The organism is Thermococcus sp., from assembly GCF_027063845.1.
In the GTDB taxonomy this organism is placed as follows: Archaea; Methanobacteriota_B; Thermococci; order Thermococcales; family Thermococcaceae; genus Thermococcus.
Genome location: NZ_JAMOQU010000029.1, coordinates 1 through 15,695 on the forward strand (window position 1 = coordinate 1; position 15,695 = coordinate 15,695).

The 15,695-nt window shown below is 53.3% G+C and carries 17 protein-coding genes and 2 pseudogenes; 13 read left to right on the forward strand and 6 right to left on the reverse strand.

From position 1 onward, the window contains the following. From MVO87_RS02365 to taw22, 3 genes and pseudogenes are all read left to right on the forward strand, one after another. Positions 1-170, forward strand: a pseudogene (locus MVO87_RS02365) (GTP 3',8-cyclase MoaA); the annotation flags it as partial. Between the two features lie 43 nt (positions 171-213). Beyond that, positions 214-1,161: a DUF835 domain-containing protein gene (locus tag MVO87_RS02370; RefSeq protein ID WP_297516003.1), complete on the forward strand. Its 948-nt coding sequence runs from the start codon at positions 214-216 to the stop codon at positions 1,159-1,161. Then, positions 1,058-2,080 (forward strand): tRNA (guanine(37)-N1)/4-demethylwyosine(37)-methyltransferase Taw22, encoded by a 1,023-nt coding sequence (gene taw22 / locus MVO87_RS02375; RefSeq protein ID WP_297516006.1) that lies wholly within the window; start codon positions 1,058-1,060, stop codon positions 2,078-2,080. Before MVO87_RS02370 ends, taw22 begins: the two co-directional genes overlap by 104 nt. A 5-nt stretch (positions 2,081-2,085) precedes the next feature. On the opposite strand, the gene MVO87_RS02380 is transcribed toward taw22, so the two are convergent. Together MVO87_RS02380 and MVO87_RS02385 are read right to left on the reverse strand one after the other, a co-directional pair. Beyond that, a complete protein-coding gene (locus tag MVO87_RS02380) occupies positions 2,086-3,600 on the reverse strand; it encodes a replication factor C large subunit (RefSeq protein WP_297552069.1) in 1,515 nt (504 codons plus the stop codon). Between the two features lie 5 nt (positions 3,601-3,605). Next, positions 3,606-4,598, reverse strand: a complete 993-nt coding sequence (locus tag MVO87_RS02385) for a replication factor C small subunit (protein WP_297552071.1) — start codon at positions 4,596-4,598, stop codon at positions 3,606-3,608. 48 nt (positions 4,599-4,646) lie between these two features. On the opposite strand from MVO87_RS02385, the gene MVO87_RS02390 reads away from it, so the two are divergent. The 3 genes from MVO87_RS02390 (at position 4,647) to MVO87_RS02400 (ending at position 7,358) form a co-directional block, all read left to right on the forward strand. After that, positions 4,647-5,105, forward strand: a complete 459-nt coding sequence (locus MVO87_RS02390; protein WP_297513119.1) for a metal-dependent hydrolase — start codon at positions 4,647-4,649, stop codon at positions 5,103-5,105. A 55-nt stretch (positions 5,106-5,160) separates the two neighbouring features. Continuing rightward, positions 5,161-6,348 carry a glycine C-acetyltransferase gene (kbl, locus tag MVO87_RS02395; protein WP_297513145.1) on the forward strand — a complete coding sequence of 396 codons (1,188 nt, stop codon included), beginning with the start codon at positions 5,161-5,163 and terminating at the stop codon, positions 6,346-6,348. Between the two features lie 167 nt (positions 6,349-6,515). Then, a complete protein-coding gene (locus MVO87_RS02400) occupies positions 6,516-7,358 on the forward strand; it encodes a DUF835 domain-containing protein (protein WP_297513121.1) in 843 nt (280 codons plus the stop codon). 334 nt (positions 7,359-7,692) lie between these two features. On the opposite strand, the gene endA is transcribed toward MVO87_RS02400, so the two are convergent. Together endA and rimI are read right to left on the reverse strand one after the other, a co-directional pair. Further along, complete coding sequence (endA, locus tag MVO87_RS02405) at positions 7,693-8,199, reverse strand: tRNA-intron lyase (RefSeq protein WP_297513123.1); 507 nt, start codon at positions 8,197-8,199, stop codon at positions 7,693-7,695. After that, on the reverse strand, positions 8,199-8,699 hold the full coding sequence (gene rimI / locus MVO87_RS02410; protein ID WP_297513125.1) for a ribosomal protein S18-alanine N-acetyltransferase: 501 nt from the start codon (positions 8,697-8,699) through the stop codon (positions 8,199-8,201). Before rimI ends, endA begins: the two co-directional genes overlap by 1 nt. 155 nt (positions 8,700-8,854) lie before the next feature. Between rimI and MVO87_RS02415 the strand changes: the two genes are divergently transcribed. From MVO87_RS02415 to MVO87_RS02440, 6 genes are read left to right on the forward strand one after another with little or no spacing between them, the layout of a single operon-like run. Continuing rightward, positions 8,855-9,940, forward strand: coding sequence for a FecCD family ABC transporter permease (locus MVO87_RS02415; protein ID WP_297513128.1), 1,086 nt, complete (start codon positions 8,855-8,857; stop codon positions 9,938-9,940). Beyond that, the gene (locus MVO87_RS02420; protein WP_524540267.1) at positions 9,933-10,652 is read left to right on the forward strand and encodes an ABC transporter ATP-binding protein; all 720 of its coding nucleotides are present in this window, start codon (positions 9,933-9,935) and stop codon (positions 10,650-10,652) included. The genes MVO87_RS02415 and MVO87_RS02420 overlap by 8 nt, the downstream gene beginning before the upstream one ends. 40 nt (positions 10,653-10,692) lie before the next feature. Continuing rightward, on the forward strand, positions 10,693-11,286 hold the full coding sequence (gene psmB, locus MVO87_RS02425) for an archaeal proteasome endopeptidase complex subunit beta (RefSeq protein WP_297513132.1): 594 nt from the start codon (positions 10,693-10,695) through the stop codon (positions 11,284-11,286). 50 nt (positions 11,287-11,336) lie between these two features. Continuing rightward, entirely contained in the window at positions 11,337-12,431 is a 1,095-nt protein-coding gene (locus tag MVO87_RS02430; RefSeq protein ID WP_297513147.1) for an eCIS core domain-containing protein, read from the forward strand. Continuing rightward, on the forward strand, positions 12,421-13,551 hold the full coding sequence (thrC, locus tag MVO87_RS02435; RefSeq protein ID WP_297513134.1) for a threonine synthase: 1,131 nt from the start codon (positions 12,421-12,423) through the stop codon (positions 13,549-13,551). The genes MVO87_RS02430 and thrC overlap by 11 nt, the downstream gene beginning before the upstream one ends. Positions 13,552-13,556: 5 nt before the next feature. Then, positions 13,557-14,348 carry a DODA-type extradiol aromatic ring-opening family dioxygenase gene (locus MVO87_RS02440; RefSeq protein ID WP_297513136.1) on the forward strand — a complete coding sequence of 264 codons (792 nt, stop codon included), beginning with the start codon at positions 13,557-13,559 and terminating at the stop codon, positions 14,346-14,348. A 28-nt stretch (positions 14,349-14,376) separates the two neighbouring features. On the opposite strand, the gene MVO87_RS02445 is transcribed toward MVO87_RS02440, so the two are convergent. Next, on the reverse strand, positions 14,377-14,964 hold the full coding sequence (locus MVO87_RS02445) for a hypothetical protein (protein WP_297513138.1): 588 nt from the start codon (positions 14,962-14,964) through the stop codon (positions 14,377-14,379). 48 nt (positions 14,965-15,012) lie between these two features. Continuing rightward, positions 15,013-15,135: pseudogene (locus tag MVO87_RS02450) on the reverse strand (alanyl-tRNA editing protein); the annotation flags it as partial. A 112-nt stretch (positions 15,136-15,247) separates the two neighbouring features. On the opposite strand from MVO87_RS02450, the gene MVO87_RS02455 reads away from it, so the two are divergent. Beyond that, positions 15,248-15,685, forward strand: a complete 438-nt coding sequence (locus MVO87_RS02455) for an aminoacyl-tRNA deacylase (protein WP_297552057.1) — start codon at positions 15,248-15,250, stop codon at positions 15,683-15,685. Positions 15,686-15,695 lie beyond the last annotated feature (10 nt).

Consider the following 15,695-nt stretch of genomic DNA (forward strand, 5'->3'; position numbering starts at 1 on the left):
CCAACTGCACGAGGCTGAGGGTCACCTCCGACGGGAAGTTCAAGACCTGCCTGCTGAGGAACGATGATTTGATAGACTTCCTGAGCGCGATGAGAAACGGTGCAAGCGACGCGGAGCTCGTCGATATTTTCAAAAGAGCGGTATTGGAACGGGAACCCTACTGGCGGTAGAAAGGTTTTTGTAGAATATCACGCAGTTTTGAACGGTGGGACTGTGGGACTTGGGGACTTCATTTCATACCTCTCAGGGGCAATACTAATTTTTCTGGGTCTCTACGGCATCTTTAAATCATACCGGGAATGGAAAAGTCACGATGAGCCCGCCAAGAGATTCGCTCTGACTCTAATAGTATCGTTTGTTCTTTTTGGACTCATTGGGGGCATTGGAGTGTTCTTAACAATCTCAATTAACATTAAGTTCTGGGTTCTAACAGCGATAGCAGTCACGAGTGGGTACCTTATCCTCGCCAACGAATCCCTGAGCATACTCAAAAAGCTACGGATTCCTGAGAAGAAACACGAAAGGAGGAAAGTAAAATGCACCCTCCCCGTTGCCGGAATCATTAAGTCCCGTGATGACGCAATCACATTGCTGAAGGCAATAGACAGTTATGCTGACCTCCCACTGCTCGTCATCGGAAGGGAACATCCAGAGGAGTGGCGAAACAAAATGGGAGTAGAACCCGACGATTACATCTGGCTCACGAGGGTTGAGCACAAAAAGGCGGTAAGCCCGAGCAGCCTGCACGTTCTCAGCGGAAAGGTAATAGGATTCATAAGGGACAACCCCGGCGGGGTAGTTTACATCGAGGGTATCGAGTACATGCTCTTCTACTCGGATTTCAAAGCCGTTGCGAAGTTTCTGTTTTCAATCAGAGACGCGGCAATGATAGAGAGCGCCCACGTACTCATACTAGCCAACGAGGACACCCTCAGCCCAGAGCAGATGGCAATACTGAAAAAGGAGTTTGAGGAGATAGACGTCGAGAAAATCCTCGAAAAGCTCATGGGGCCCGCGTTGTTCGGGGCTATTCCGAACAGAAAGCGGAGGGAGTTCAATGCCAGCGCTGAGGGTTCCGAAGAGGGAAGCGGAGCCGGTGAAGAGAAGGCTGAAGAAGCTCGGCCTCTACGAGGGGAAGAGACGACCGAAGAGGGAAGATGACTTCGTTCTCTTACCAGTCATCGAAGACGAGAGGATTTACACCCTCGGCTACGAGGTCTTGCCCGTTGAGCTTCCATTTCGGCCAGAGAGGCAGATATACAAAAATCTGGAGAGCGTTTTGACGGAGAGACTGAGCGAGGATGAGCTGAAGTACCTCAGGCGCTACGACGTTATAGGCGACATCGCCGTTATTCAAATCCCGCCCGAGCTGGAGCACCGCGTTGAGGACATCGTTTTCGCGTTGAGGAAGGTTCACCCGTTCCTCAAGGTGATAGCGAGGAAGGGCTTTCACGAGGGGGCCTTCCGAATCAGGGACTACTCAATAATCTGGGGTGAAAAGAGGCTCGACACTGTCCACAGGGAGAACGGCGTCGAGATTAAGGTTGACCTGAGCAAAGCCTTCTTCAACCCGCGAATGAAAGGGGAACGGTACAGATTGGCCCAGCTCGTTCAGGACGGAGAAAGGATTTTGATTCCCTTTGCGGGTGTCCTGCCCTACGCGCTCGTGATAGCAAGGTATAGAAAGGTCAAGATAACTGCCGTCGAGCTGAACAGGGAAGCGTATGAGCTCGGCCTTGAAAACATAGAACGCAACAGGAGGAGGCTGAAGGGCGAGATAGAGTTCATTCACGGCGACGCCTTCAAGGTTCTGCCCGAGCTCCCGAGCTACGACCGAGTTATAAGCCCAACGCCGAGGGGCGTTGACGCGCTAAGCTTGACTCTCTCAAAGGCCGAGCGCTGGCTTCACTACTACGACTTCGTTCACGAGAACGAAATTGAAGCATTCAGGCAGAGAATACTTGAGGAATGCCAAAAGCTTGGAAGGGAGTGCTCCGTGAGGGTAAAGAAGGTGAGCGACTTCAAGCCGCATGTGTTTAAGGTGTGTGCAGATATCAAAGTGGAAGAAAAGGGGACTTAGCACCTTCACTTCTTCAGGAAATCAAACAGCGTCGCCTGCTTGCCCTTCTTCTTTTCGGGCTTCTTCTCCTTCTTCCCCACGGGCTCTATCTCCTTCTCGGCCTCCTCAAGCTCTTCCCCGCTGAGTTCCTCCTCTTCCCCGGGTCCTTCTTCAGAAACTTCCTCTGTCTCCCCGATTTCTTCGGCCTCTTCCGACCCCATCTCCTCTTCTTCCTTCTCCTTAGCCTTCCTAAGGCCCTCGCGAACGCTCGTCTCCAACCTGCCCCGCTCCTTGAGCTTCTTCTCGATGTTCATGGCTTTGCCCCAGATTGTTTTTGCCTTTTTGGAGTCTCCAGCGAGGAATTCAACCTCCTTCTCGCTGAGGTCGAGGAAGACCGTGAAATGAGCGGCCAAATCTGGGTTGCTCTCGAAGATGACGCGGAGGTAGTGGAGGGTCTCCAAGGCCTCGAGCCTGGCCATGTGCATCTCCTTCATGACCTTCTTGACTATCGAGTCCCTGAGCGTTCTCTCAGTCTTGCTCTCCGTGAGTAGCTTGATGGTCTTCGGCGGGTAAATCCTCACGAAGCCCTTCTTCTTGACTCCCGCAACCGCCACTCCAGCTGTCATCATGTCCGTTGCATACTTCCAGAGCGAGTAGTTGCCCGTCCTCTTCGCCCTGCCGAGGTATATGTCGGCCCTGCTGAGGGCCTCGTAAGCCCTCGCTATGTCCTCGGGCTTGTAGTAGACATAGGGCACGTTCTCGTCAATCCAGAGGAGGAGCTCGTCGGGGAACATGTCCACGCCGAGGACAGCTATTTTCGCCCTCTTGGCGTTGTCAGTCGCGAAGACCTGGGCCAGAGCCTGAAAGACACTCTTCTCGACGTCGCGGTAGGCCAAAACTTCCTTTGCGTCCTCGACACCACCCGTAACCACCGTCTGGAGGTCGTTTATCGCCGCCCTTAAATCACCGTTCGCGCACTTGGCTATCTCGTAGAGTATTTCCTTCGGAACCGTCTTGCCCTCGCGCTTGAGAATCCTCACGAGGGCCTTTATGATGTCCCTCTGCGTTAGCCGCTTGTACTCAACTATCTGGGCTTTGTTCCTAATCTCCCTGGGAACCTCCCAGTAGTGGTTGGCACTCATGATTATCGGGTTCTTGGCCCTATCGATGAGCTTCGCTATCTCGCGAGCACCGCTCGGCTCTATGTTGTCCGCCTCGTCGAGGAAGATTAGCTTCCTGCGCTTTCCGAGGATGTCCATCGTATAAGCGGCCTGAACGTAGCGCTCTATCTTTTCGTAGGTTCTCTCGTCGCTCGCGTTCAGCTCGATGACCTCGAAGCCGTACTCGTTCGCCAAAGCATAGACTGTGGTCGTCTTGCCGACGCCTGGAGGTCCGGCGAGGATTAGGGCCTTCTTCTTCGGGGGGTTGCCGTGAAGCCAGGCCTCGACCCAGGCCCTCACCTGCTCTATTGCCTTCTCCTGGTTCACTATCTCGCTCAGCTTCCTCGGGCGGTATTTCTCAACCCAGGGAACCTCGGTCATGGCAATCACTTGCCCTTCTTGTCACCCATAATCGTGAACTGAGCGAGTAAAGCTTCGAGCTGTATCATCTCGTTGGCGCCTTCAACCAGGCGGAAGTTGTACTCGCCTATCTTGTCTGCCAGAGCTACCTTCTTGTCCTCCGGAATCGGCAGGTTAAACACTTCCTTGTGCATCTGAATCAGCACGTCCTCACCGCTGAGGCCCTGCTTGAGGAGTATGTCCCTCAACTTGTCCCTCGCTTTCAGGAAGTTACCCTCCAACGCTAAGGTCATCATCTCGCGAACGTCCTCCGGGCGGGCTCTGCTCGCAACGAGGAAGACGTTCTCGTCGGTTATCTTCTTGTCCAGAGCGGCCGCCGCCTGGAGGACGTTGATGGCCCTCCTCAGGTCGCCTTCGGCAACGTAGAGAATCGCCTGAAGGCCCTCCTCGGTGAGCTCAAGCCCCTCCTGCTCGGCGATGTACCTTATACGCTTCGCTATGTCCTCGTCGTTGAGGGGCCTGAAGCGGAAGATTGCACACCTCGACTGTATCGGCTCGATTATCTTACTGCTGTAGTTGCAGCTCAGGATAAAGCGGACGTTGTTGGAGAACATCTCCATCGTTCTCCTCAGGGCCTGCTGGGCGTCCTGGGTTAGAGCGTCGGCCTCGTCGAGGAAGATTATCTTGAAGCTTGCCCCGCCTATCGGCTTCGTCCTCGCGAACTCCTTGACCTTCTCCCTAATCACGTTTATTCCGCGCTCATCGCTCGCGTTAAGTTCTAAGAAGTTATGGCGCCAGTTTTCGCCGAATAACTCGCGAGCGAGAGCAAGGGCGGCGGTCGTTTTTCCAACGCCTGGCGGTCCAGCGAAGAGCAGGTGGGGCATCGACCCGGTTTTAGCGTAGTGTTTGAGCCTCTTGACTATGTGCTCCTGACCAACGATGTCATCGAGCCTCTGAGGGCGGTACTTTTCAACCCAGGGCTTCTCGAGAACCTTAACCTCTCTAATCTCCTCGGTCATGTATTCCACCTAAACCTTTATGAGAGCCAAGAGTTTAAGGGCTTTGCCATGGACCCGCTTGAGCACGCCTCGATTCCGAGCCTCGTTTACCTCGCACTCTCAAGCGAGCCGACGCTGACGGGACTAACAGCACTCGTCCTCGGCGCGGTCTTTCCCGACCTCGATGCTTTAGCTGAGGAGCACCGCTCATACCTCCACTCCCTCATGCCTTTCCTTCCTGTCCTTCTTCTCGGCCTGCACCTCGGCGGTCCCTTCCTCCTCTTCGCCCTCGGTTGGGGGAGTCATCTGTTCCTCGACTTCTTCACCGGCGTCGTGCCCGTTGCTTACCCGCTCTCGCGGAGGGGCTGGGGGTTGTCAATTGTCGTAACAGGGCCGGGAAATTTTGGAGTTGAGCTCCGACTAATCGAAAGGTACCCTGACAGAAAGCATGATTACAGGCTGGAAATCGGCGGAAGCTTCGCGCTCGCCCTTTTGGCAATCCTCACGGCAATAATTAGACTGAACTAACAGGTTCAGTGCAAAACTTTTATACCTCGATGACCATGTGTAAACGGTGGTTCTCATGGGGAAGCTTGACTGGATTAGGGAAGAGCTCCAGGAGCTCAAGGAGAAGGGCCTCTACGTGACCATAAGGAAGCTTGAGAGCGCCCAGGGCCCGTGGGTCATCGTCGACGGCAAGAAGGTTCTCAACATGTGCTCCAACAACTATCTCGGCCTTGCCGCGCATCCTGAGATTAGATACGCGGCCATAAGGGCCATCCTCGACTACGGCGTTGGCGCTGGAGCGGTTAGAACGATAGCGGGAACAATGGAGCTCCACGTCGAGCTTGAAGAAAAGCTGGCGAAGTTCAAGAAGCGCGAAGCGGCCATACTCTTCCAGAGCGGTTACAACGCGAACCTCGGAGCGATAAGCGCCCTCCTCAAGAAAGGGGAAGACGGAGTCTTCATCAGTGAGGAGCTCAACCACGCGAGCATCATAGACGGAATGCGCCTCAGCGGTGCGCCAAAGGTCATCTACAAGCACATCGACATGGAGGACCTCAAGAAGAGGCTGGAGGAGAACAAGGACAAGAAGAAGAAAATCATCGTCAGCGACGGTGTCTTCAGCATGGACGGTGACCTCGCCCCGCTTCCTGAAATGGCCGAGCTGGCCGAGCAGTACGATGCCATACTCTACATAGACGACGCACACGGTGAGGGTGTCCTCGGTGACAGCGGAAGGGGTATAGTTGACCACTTCAAGCTCCACGACAGGGTTGACTTCGAGATGGGAACGCTGAGCAAGGCCTTCGGTGTCATCGGCGGTTACGTTGCCGGTCCCGAGGAGGCCATCGAGTACCTCCGCCAGAGGGCGAGGCCGTTCCTGTTCTCAAGCGCTCCCAACCCACCTGACGTCGCGGCGGCCATAGCTGCCGTTGAGATTCTCCAGAGGAGCGACGAACTCGTCAAGAAGCTCTGGGACAACACCCACTTCCTCCAGAACGGGTTGAGGGATTTAGGCTACGACCTCGGAAACACCAAGCACCCGATTACGCCGGTTATGCTCTACGACGAGAAGCTCGCCCAGGAGTTCAGCAGGAGGCTTTACGACGAGTACAACATCTTCGCGCAGGCCATCGTCTATCCGACAGTCCCGCTCGGAACCGCTCGTATAAGGCTCGAACCCTCAGCGGCCCACAGCAAGGAGGACCTCCAGTACGTCATAGACGCGTTCGAGGATTTGGGGAAGAAGACCGGATTTTTGAAGTGAGTGCATGGCTAGAACTGTTTAAGACCTTTTTTCAAATTTTAAAGTTTTATACCCTCTCCAAAATAAGCAAATACAGACTATATCCGTCTAATTTTTCATAAAAGGCTGTTCTATCTTGGTTTTTTCAAAAGGTTTAAATATCTCTTCGAACAGAGATGTATAACCGGGTGATAATCGTGGGGGGAGGCGGCACGTATTTAAATGTAGTTATTGAATCATTAGTACTAACAGTAATGCTCATACTGCTTTTTTCGAGCCTCAAATACAGAGAGCAATTTAGGATACACTATCCCCGACTGGCCAGAGCATACGATCTGATGATAATAGCATGGGCAGGATTCTCTCTCGCCAAGCTTACTTCCATACCCCTTAATCTGGAAGGCTTTAGCCTCGTTAAGTTTTCAGAAACTGAAGAGTACTTTATGAGGATGATATCGAACGTCATATGCGGTATTTCAGTAGGTATCCTGATGTATGGATGGCTCTATATCCTGAGGGAAATCATAGGCAAATACGAACTCGTGCCAGTGGTGGAGCTCCAACACGATGGAGGTAGGTACACAATCTCCCCGGGATTGTATCTGGTTAGTGACCAGAACCCCCTCCGCATTCTAAAGAAGTATCTTTCTGGAAGGGCCGCGGTGATCATATCAAGAAAACCCCCAGGTGTAATGAAGCGCATTCTAGGAGTTGAAAAAACCCCAATAATGTGGCTAACGGCTCTTCCTGAAGAGAATTCAGTCAATCCCAAAAGATTGGAATACATCCTCCACATGCTCGTTCAGTTTATGAAGGGAAGTGAAGCCGAAAAACTTGTATATCTGGATGGTTTAGAATACCTTATCCTTGAGAACGGGTTTATTACAGTTTTTAAATTTCTCTCACATCTAAAGGATTACGCATTAACAAACAACACTATAATCCTTGTTCCAATAGATACGAAGTCCCTTGAGGAGAAGGAGTTAAGACTTTTAAGCCGAGAGTTCAAAATCATTGAGGATTCAAGCTAATTTTGTTTGCTTTATTTATGGGTGAAGGAGGGATAAAACACTCATCCCCCGGAATCAACAGATACAATAACGGGGACGCTAAATAATGCTAATAAACCCCACGGAAGTCTACGTTAAATCCTCCAATTCCCTAAGCATTAGTATAAGAACAATGCTAATAATCCAAATGTATCCACATGATTTCCACTATCTTCTCTTGGGTACGTAATTATCCTAGGATGAACAAAGAGCTCCGAACATCGTGAAAATAGAAAGCTCCTACTTAAAAACAGGCCAGCAATCAAGAAAACGCTGCAAAAAACATTATGAAGAAACACCACTAAAATTTCTGCCTTCAAAACTTCGTCCACTCGACCTTGTAGTAGGTAACATCGGCGTCCTCATCAACTATCGCCATAATCATGTTCTTCCTGACGCCATGGGCAACCCTAACCCTCGCCGTTATGTCGTTCGGGCTCAGGCGGGAGTTCTCTGGGAGAACCCACACGAGCCACTGGGAGTGCTCGTCCATTCCGCGCCTGTAAACGCGGAAGTGGGAGCCGAACTTTAAACCTGACTTGACGGTATAGCCCCTGTCGCGCAAATCCTTGTAGACGAGGTACTTCGCGTCAAACAGCTCGTCCCTCTCCCTTCCGAGGTTCATGAGCTCCTCGACGGTTAGTTTTCTCTTTCCATCCCTGACCTCTATCTTGCCCCTCTCGACGAGGTAGGTAGCTTCCAGCAGTGAAAGGAAGAGCTTGCCCTCCACCAGCTTTCCGAAGTGGCGCTTGTTGTAGAGGCCGTTTATCGCGTTCTGGTCGGTCGAGAAGACCCTGTCTCCGCTCAGGTAAAAGACTATCATCAGCTTCCCCTCCATTCCTCAGCAGGCAGGAGCATGTAATAGGCGTCCTCGCCATCCGAGTAGTAGCCGATAATCCGCTTCACCTTCCTGAAGCCGAAGCGCTCGTAGAGCTTTATGGCCTTTTCGTTGCTGACCCTGACTTCGAGGCCTATGTACCTTGCCCCCCTCGCGATGAGCCTGTTTATGGCCTCTGCAAGTAGAGCAGAGCCAATACCGTTTCCGCGATAGCGCTCGTCAACGGCTATGCTCATTATGTGGCCCTCAAGGTCCGGGCGGAGGTAGGCCATGACGTAGCCGATTACCCTGCCGTTGTATTCTGCAACGAGAAAAGTGTCCGGATTGTTCTCAAGGAAGACGAGGAAGATTCCCCTCGGGTAGGCCTCGCGGAAGGACTCCCTCTCAATCCTCATAACTTCGCTTATGTCAAAGAGCTTCGCCGGCCGTATCGTGACGAGTGCCAGCGGTATTCTGGCCTTCACTTCCCTCGCTGAGACGCTCATGTTAGTAACTCTCCCCCAAGGCTTTTAAGGCTTGAGGGGACTCCCTATGATGAGTACCCCGACGTGATGAGCACTCTCGAACCTGACCTAGGGATGATGACCGGATTCCTGGCTGATGCATCAACTTTAAAAAGGCTGGACAAAAACTCCAGCACATGCGGAAATGGCTTCCGGCCCTACTCATCCTTTCAGCCCTCTCGGTTTTCCTCGGCGTCTACTTCGGCCCGGTTAGTTTGAGCTTTCACGATGTCGTTGAGAGCGTGGATTACGGGGTAAAAACAACCCTCGCGAGCTGGCTCTCGTGGACTCTTGACAAACTTGCCCAGCTCATCCATTCGGACGTCCTTACAGAGGTTGCCGAGTCAATAAGGGAGAACGCCTCAGGGCAACCCCCAGAGTACTTCACCATAGTGTGGCAACTCCGCTTACCTGAGGTTCTTCTCGCTTACTTCGTCGGCCTCGCGCTGGCGAGTGCGGGGGTTGCGAGCCAGGCCCTATTCAGGAACCCTCTCGCGGAGCCCTACATAATCGGAATAAGCTCCGGAGCCGCGCTCGGCTCCGCCATCGGAACGCTGATTAATCCTGCCTACATAGCCCCCCTCGCGCTCGTCTTTTCCTTTCTCTCGGTCTTCATAGTTTACACGATAGCGAGGACCAACGGCGCGGTTCCCGTTGACACCCTCCTTCTGGCGGGAATAGCGTACGGCTTCCTTGCAAACGCGATAACGTGGTACATCTACGTCACGCACCCTCAAGAGAGCCATCTAAGCTGGATGTGGCTCCTCGGGAGCTTTAATGGGAGCACCTGGCGGGACGTCGGGATAATGCTCGTAGTCTCTGTTCTCGGCGTTGGCTTCCTCAGCTGGCGCTGGCGCGAGCTCAACCTTATTCTGCTCGGCGAGGAGAGCATAGCCCTCGGTCTCGACCTCCACCTGTACAGAAAAATCTTCCTCGGCGTCATAGCGACGCTTACGGCCTTCGCAGTTTACACCGCCGGAATAATCGGCTTCATCGGACTGGTAAGCCCCCACATAATGCGCCTCCTTCTCGGGCCGAACCACAGGGAGTTAACCCCTGCAACGGCCCTCTTCGGCGGGGTTCTGCTCGTAGTTGCGGATTTGCTCGCGAGAACGGTGGCGAAGCCGACGGTAATCCCGGTCGGCATAGTAACGGCCCTCATGGGCGCGCCCTTCTTCCTCTACCTCCTGATGAGGCACAAAAGGGGTGAGCTCGTTGCTTGAGGCGAGAATCTCTTTCGCATACGGCGAGAGGGAAGTTTTGAAAAACGTAGAGCTCAAAGCCGAGAGGGGCGAACTTCTCGCGATAATCGGGCCCAACGGAGCCGGAAAGAGCACGCTCCTCAAGTGCCTCGTCGGGATTTTAAGGCCGAGGGGAACTGCAAGGCTCGACGGCGTCGAGCTGACATCGCTCAGGCCTGCTGAAAGGGCGAGGCTGATAACCTACGTGCCCCAGAGCTCCCTCCCCCAGTTCGCCTTCACCGTCGAGGAGTTCGTCGAGATGGGAGCATACATAACGCGGGGGAGCGTGAGGGAAGCCCTTGAGAGGGTCGGCCTCTGGAAGAGGAGAAGGGAGAAGGTAACCAGCCTGAGCGGTGGGGAATTCCAGCTCGTCCTCATCGCGAGGGCTTTGGCACAGGGGAGCAGGGCAATCCTCCTCGACGAGCCCACGAGCCACCTCGACGTAAACCACGCGCTCATGGTTATGGAGCTCCTGAACGAGCTCAAAGGGGAGAAGATTATCGTTGCAGTTCTCCACGACCTCAACCTCGCGTTAAGCTACGCCGACAGGGTTCTCGTCCTGAAGGACGGCGAGAAGGTCTGGGAGGGACCGTCAAGGAAGCTGGAGCCAACGGTGATAGAGAGCACCTACGGGATACGGGCGAAGATAATCGAGGTCGAGGGGAAGCGCCTCCTCGTTCCTATGAAGGGCTAATGTTTAAAACTTCGGCGCGTTTCTTACTTCAGGTGAGAGCATGGAGAAGAAGACCGGAACAACAACGGTGGGAATAAAGGCCAAGGACGGGGTGGTTCTCGCGGCTGACACTCAGGCCTCGCTTGACCACATGGTTGAAACCCTGAACATAAAGAAGATAATCCCGATAACCGACAGAATAGCGATAACCACCGCGGGAAGCGTCGGAGACGTTCAGGCCTTGGCCAGGCAACTTGAGGCGGAGGCGCGCTACTACCAGTTCACGTGGGGAAGACCGATGACGGCCAAGGCGATGGCACACCTGCTCAGCAACATCCTCAACGAGAACAAGGGGTATCCCTACATGGTGCAGATTATCATAGGTGGCTACGTTGAAAAGCCAACGCTGGCCAACCTCGACCCGCTCGGGGGCCTTATATTCGACGATTACACGGCCACTGGCTCTGGAAGTCCCTTCGCAATAGCCGTCCTCGAAGAGGGCTTCAAAAAGGACATGAGCGTCGAAGAAGCAAAGGAGCTCGCCGTTAGGGCAGTCAGAACCGCCGGAAAGCGCGACGTTTACACCGGGGACAGGAAGGTCCAGGTCGTCGTCATCACGAAGGACGGCATGAAGGAGGAGTTCGTCGAGTTTTAGACTTGCACCAAATCCCTTTTTAACTCTCCCCCCAATCTTCTCCGGTGAGAATGAGGGAGAAAGCGCTCGCGGTTCTTCTCGTCGCGACGGTCGTTCTGTCGCTCTACTCAGCGGTTGACTTAGCCTACTCCACCAACGCGATTCTCGACCAGATTAACGACATAATCGAACAGGTTCAGGAAATCAGGGGGTTGAGCTTCAAGGAAAAGCCGAAGGTAATCGTCATCAGCAGGACGGAGGCGATAAGGCTCTTCGGGCCAGGTAGCCAGAACGAGGAGGAGCTGAAGGTTCAGGAGCTCACCTACAAGATGACACTCCTTCTTCCTGGGAACTACTCCTTCATCAAGGCGAAGGAGGAGCAGAGCGCCGGCTGGATTGCCCTCACGGTTGGAAACACAATCTACGTCATCGAGGAGAACTTTGAGGGAAACCCCGAGATGGCGAAGAGGGCTTTGGCGCATGAGCTCACGCACGTGTTGCAAAAGCAGTGGTTCGATGCAAAGTACGGGGCCAGCACCTTCGACGGAACCCTCGCGGTGAGGGCACTGGTGGAGGGCGACGCCGACCTCGTAGCGGACATCTTCTGCGAGCGGAACGGGATTCCTGTATACAAGATACGCTCCCTCAGCGGGAACCCGCTAACGGACATCGGTATCTTTCCTTACGTCTTCGGCGATTCTTTCGTCCGTTACCTCTACGAAAAAGGTGGATGGAATCTTGTAAACGAGGCCTACAGGCACTATCCAATCTCAACGGCCCAGATAATGCATCCTGAACTCTATCTGGAGAAAATAACGCCCGTGAACGTGTCGCTGAGCGTTCCAGCGAACTGGAGCGTCATAAGGGACGACAGGATGGGCGAGTTCTACGTCCACGTCCTCCTCAGGGACGTTGCCAAGCTCGACAACGAGACCGCGTGGAACGTTTCAAGCGCGTGGCTCGGTGACCACCTCGTCCTCGCGACCAACGGAACCGACTACGTCCTCCTGTGGAAGGTTGAGTTCTCGGACGAGAACGCCTCTAAAACCTTCGCCGAAACCCTCGAGGGGCTCGCCGAAAAGAACACCTATGCAAGGCTCACAATCATCCTCGACGGAAAGACCGTCACCCTAAAAGCCGTGAGGAGGGTTCGGGTTGAAGCTTAGGTGTCCAATCTGCGGAAAAACATACGATGAGCCCGTCCAGAGGTGCGAGTGCGGTGAGCCGGTCGAGTTCGAGCTCTTTGAGGGAGAACCCTACATCGGAAAGAGCGTCTGGGAGCGGTTCTGGGACTTCTGGCCGGTCGAGCCGGCCCTTGAGTTTTCCCTCGGCGAGGGCGACACCCCGCTGGTGAAGTCGAGGCTCGGCGACGGGTTCGGCGTTAAGCTCTACCTCAAGAACGAAACGGTGAACCCGACGTGGAGCTTCAAGGACAGGGGAACTTTTCTGGCAATGAGCTACGCACTCAAAGCGGGCTACAAGGCCGTTGGGACGGTCTCGACTGGAAACATGGCGGCGAGCGTTTCGGCTTACGCTTCACGCTTCGGGCTTAAAGCCAAGATTCTCGTCTCCGAGAGCGCGAGCGACGAGAAATTAAAGGCCGTCTCGGTCTACGGCGGAGAAGTGATAAGGGTTTTCGGGGACTACGGGAGGCTCTACTTCGAGAGCCTCAAGCTGGGAGAAAAACTCGGGGTCTATTTTATCAACTCAGACAACCCCTTCAGAATCGAGGGCTACAAGGGAATAGCCTTCGAGATAGCCGAGGAGCTTACTCCGGACTACATTCTAATCCCAACCAGCTCGGGCGGCCTTTTCAGGGGAGTGGCGAAGGGCTTCATCGAGCTTTACGAGAATGGGCTTATTGACAGCATTCCAAAGCTGATAGCCGTTCAGGCCAAGGGCTGTTCTCCGATATGCAAAGCCTTCCTCGAGGGGAAGGAAAAGGTGGAGCGCTTTGAGAATCCAGAAACAATAGCCAAGGCAATAGCGAACCCCTACCCACCGAGCGGAAACGCCGTTCTAAGACTCCTGAGGGAGTTCGGCTGGGGTTGTGTCTCAGTTTCGGACGATGAAATCAGAAAAGCCCAAACGGAACTAGCCACAGAGGGCCTCTTCGTCCAGCCGGCGAGCGCGACTGGGGTGGCGGCTCTGAAAAAGCTAAACCTTCCCGAAGGAGCCAAGGTCGTCTCGATTCTCACCGGTTCTGGATTGAGAGCCCTAAAGGATGCTCCGGCGGGAAAGATAACAGAGTGCCCGCTCGAGGGGCTTAAAAACTGCCTGAGGTGATTGAGATGCTCGTCGGAATAGGTCTGATGCCCCACGGCAACCCGGTTCTTGAGCCCCCAGACGAGGAAACCGAGAGGCTCGCGGAAGTCCTGAGGGGAATCGGCGAGGAGTTCAAAGGCGTGGACTCCTACGTCCTGATAAGCCCGCATAACGTCAGAATGAGCGACCACCTCGGCGTCGTCCTTGCTGAAAACCTTGTCTCGTGGCTCGGCTTCGAGGGAAAGGAACTGCCCGGCGAGTGGAAGACAGAGGGGGAACTGGCCAAGAAGATTTACGAGGCCGAGAAAAATGCGGGAATGCCAGTCGTTGACCTGAACTTTGCATCTCTAAGGGGAGAATACTCGCGCTGGCCCCTGAGCTGGGGCGAGCTGATTCCGCTCCAGTTCCTCGAAAGGAAACCGCTCGTCCTGATGACGCCGTCGAGGGGAGTTAGCAGGGAAACGCTCGTCCGCTTCGGTGAAATCCTCGGCGAAGTCCTTGAGCGAGAGGAGAAGAGGGTTGCGCTGATAATCAGCGCGGACCACGGGCACGGTCATAGCGAAAACGGCCCCTACGGGAAGGTGAAGGAGAGCGAGGAGTACGACAGGCTGATAATGAAGCTCATCAACGAAGACCGCCTTGAGGAGCTTCTCATCATCCCCGAGGACCTCGTTAGGAAGGCCCTCGTGGACAGCTACTGGCAGATGTTAATAATGCTCGGGGCGATGAGAAAAGCGGAGTTCGAGTTAAAGGCGAGTGCCTATGCCTGCCCCACCTACTTCGGCATGGCAGGGGCGCTTTGGGTGCGGAAAGGATAGAAAAATAGAATTAGGCAATGAGAAAAATTTACCTTTGTTTTTTGTTCGTATTCCACGAAAGAGAAATTGAAATACTTGGTGGAATACCCGTGCTAATTCCAAGTGAGATGCTATCCGGAGATTCATGCCAATTTATGTTTTCAATCTTGTTCTTAACCCAGTCCAAGATACTATTCAACTTTGCGAGAAACCACTCAAACATATCCTCAATGGCTTTCATTGCAAGCTCACTATATAACAATGAGATAGTTTTACCCGTCTTTTTAATTACTTTCCTAAGTTCATATTCAGCCCACCGCAAACGATATTGAAGACGACGTTTTGCACTAGAAAAAGCACTCTTAAAAATCAACGAGACATGATTTAGTCGTGCTGATACGTACTGAACAAACTTGCGAAACGCACTAGGGTCTTCACTGATTTTATTAGCCTCAAGTTGGATACATTTAATATGGCTTTCAAGAGATGGTCCGTATTCGTTCTCTATATCTCTTTTAATCTTAGTTACCTCCATGACGATCTCATTAACTATCTCAGGAGGCAGATATCTAAACTCATCTGGATATTCACACTCGTAGTATCCTCTTGGATCGTTAGATTCTTCCATTGTAACCACCGATCAGTAATACAGTGGTTAAAAGTTATAAACATTTCGTTAAATCACTTAAAATAACTCGAAGCCAATCTCCAAAAGCTCCTTGCCCCTCCTGAAGCGAACCTTTCTGATTCTTATCTCCCCTATTTCGCCCGTTGTTTTTGTGTGTCCTTTGCTGCACGCGTTGATGTTCAGCCTCCAATGGCCATAACCCTTAGAGCTACTCCCACTGGATAGGAAAGACGACATAGAGCGTCTGCGGAGGATTTATTAACGATTGCAGCGAAGTTGTGCGAGGATTGTCATGGTGAAGCTTGAGGAAATTGTGAGAGAACTGGGAGCTGAGATCCTTGAAATTGGAAGGCCTGTCAGGACAGTCGAGCAGGCCACGAGGGAGACGGGCGTTGCCAGAAAGCAGGTTATAAAGTCGCTCGTCATCGTAAGCGAGAGTGGGCCCCTTCTCGTCATAGTTGACGGCGAGTCGAGGGTCAGCCTTCCGAAGCTAGAAAAGAAATTCGGAAAGTGCAGGTTTGCAAAGCCAAAAGAGGTCAAGGAACTTACAGGCTACGAGGTTGGAGGCGTTCCTCCCGTCGGCGTGCCGCTCAGGACGATAATAGACCAAAGGGTTCTGGAGAACGAGCACGTCATCGGCGGGGGAGGGGCCGTTGACAAACTCATCAGGATAAGGCCCGAGAGAATCGTCGAGTACCAGCGGGCGGAGATAATGGACGTTAGGGAGTAATCGGGCCAGT

Bases quoted from the DNA above. Each gene is read 5' to 3' on its own strand.
- MVO87_RS02455 (WP_297552057.1), top strand. From the start codon at position 15,248: ATGGTGAAGCTTGAGGAAATTGTGAGAGAACTGGGAGCTGAGATCCTT.
- kbl (WP_297513145.1), top strand. From the start codon at position 5,161: ATGGGGAAGCTTGACTGGATTAGGGAAGAGCTCCAGGAGCTCAAGGAG.
- psmB (WP_297513132.1), top strand. From the start codon at position 10,693: ATGGAGAAGAAGACCGGAACAACAACGGTGGGAATAAAGGCCAAGGAC.
- MVO87_RS02380 (WP_297552069.1), bottom strand. From the start codon at position 3,600: ATGACCGAGGTTCCCTGGGTTGAGAAATACCGCCCGAGGAAGCTGAGC.
- MVO87_RS02430 (WP_297513147.1), top strand. From the start codon at position 11,337: ATGAGGGAGAAAGCGCTCGCGGTTCTTCTCGTCGCGACGGTCGTTCTG.
- MVO87_RS02440 (WP_297513136.1), top strand. From the start codon at position 13,557: ATGCTCGTCGGAATAGGTCTGATGCCCCACGGCAACCCGGTTCTTGAG.
- rimI (WP_297513125.1), bottom strand. From the start codon at position 8,699: ATGAGCGTCTCAGCGAGGGAAGTGAAGGCCAGAATACCGCTGGCACTC.
- taw22 (WP_297516006.1), top strand. From the start codon at position 1,058: ATGCCAGCGCTGAGGGTTCCGAAGAGGGAAGCGGAGCCGGTGAAGAGA.
- MVO87_RS02415 (WP_297513128.1), top strand. From the start codon at position 8,855: ATGCGGAAATGGCTTCCGGCCCTACTCATCCTTTCAGCCCTCTCGGTT.
- MVO87_RS02385 (WP_297552071.1), bottom strand. From the start codon at position 4,598: ATGACCGAGGAGATTAGAGAGGTTAAGGTTCTCGAGAAGCCCTGGGTT.
- MVO87_RS02390 (WP_297513119.1), top strand. From the start codon at position 4,647: ATGGACCCGCTTGAGCACGCCTCGATTCCGAGCCTCGTTTACCTCGCA.
- endA (WP_297513123.1), bottom strand. From the start codon at position 8,199: ATGATAGTCTTTTACCTGAGCGGAGACAGGGTCTTCTCGACCGACCAG.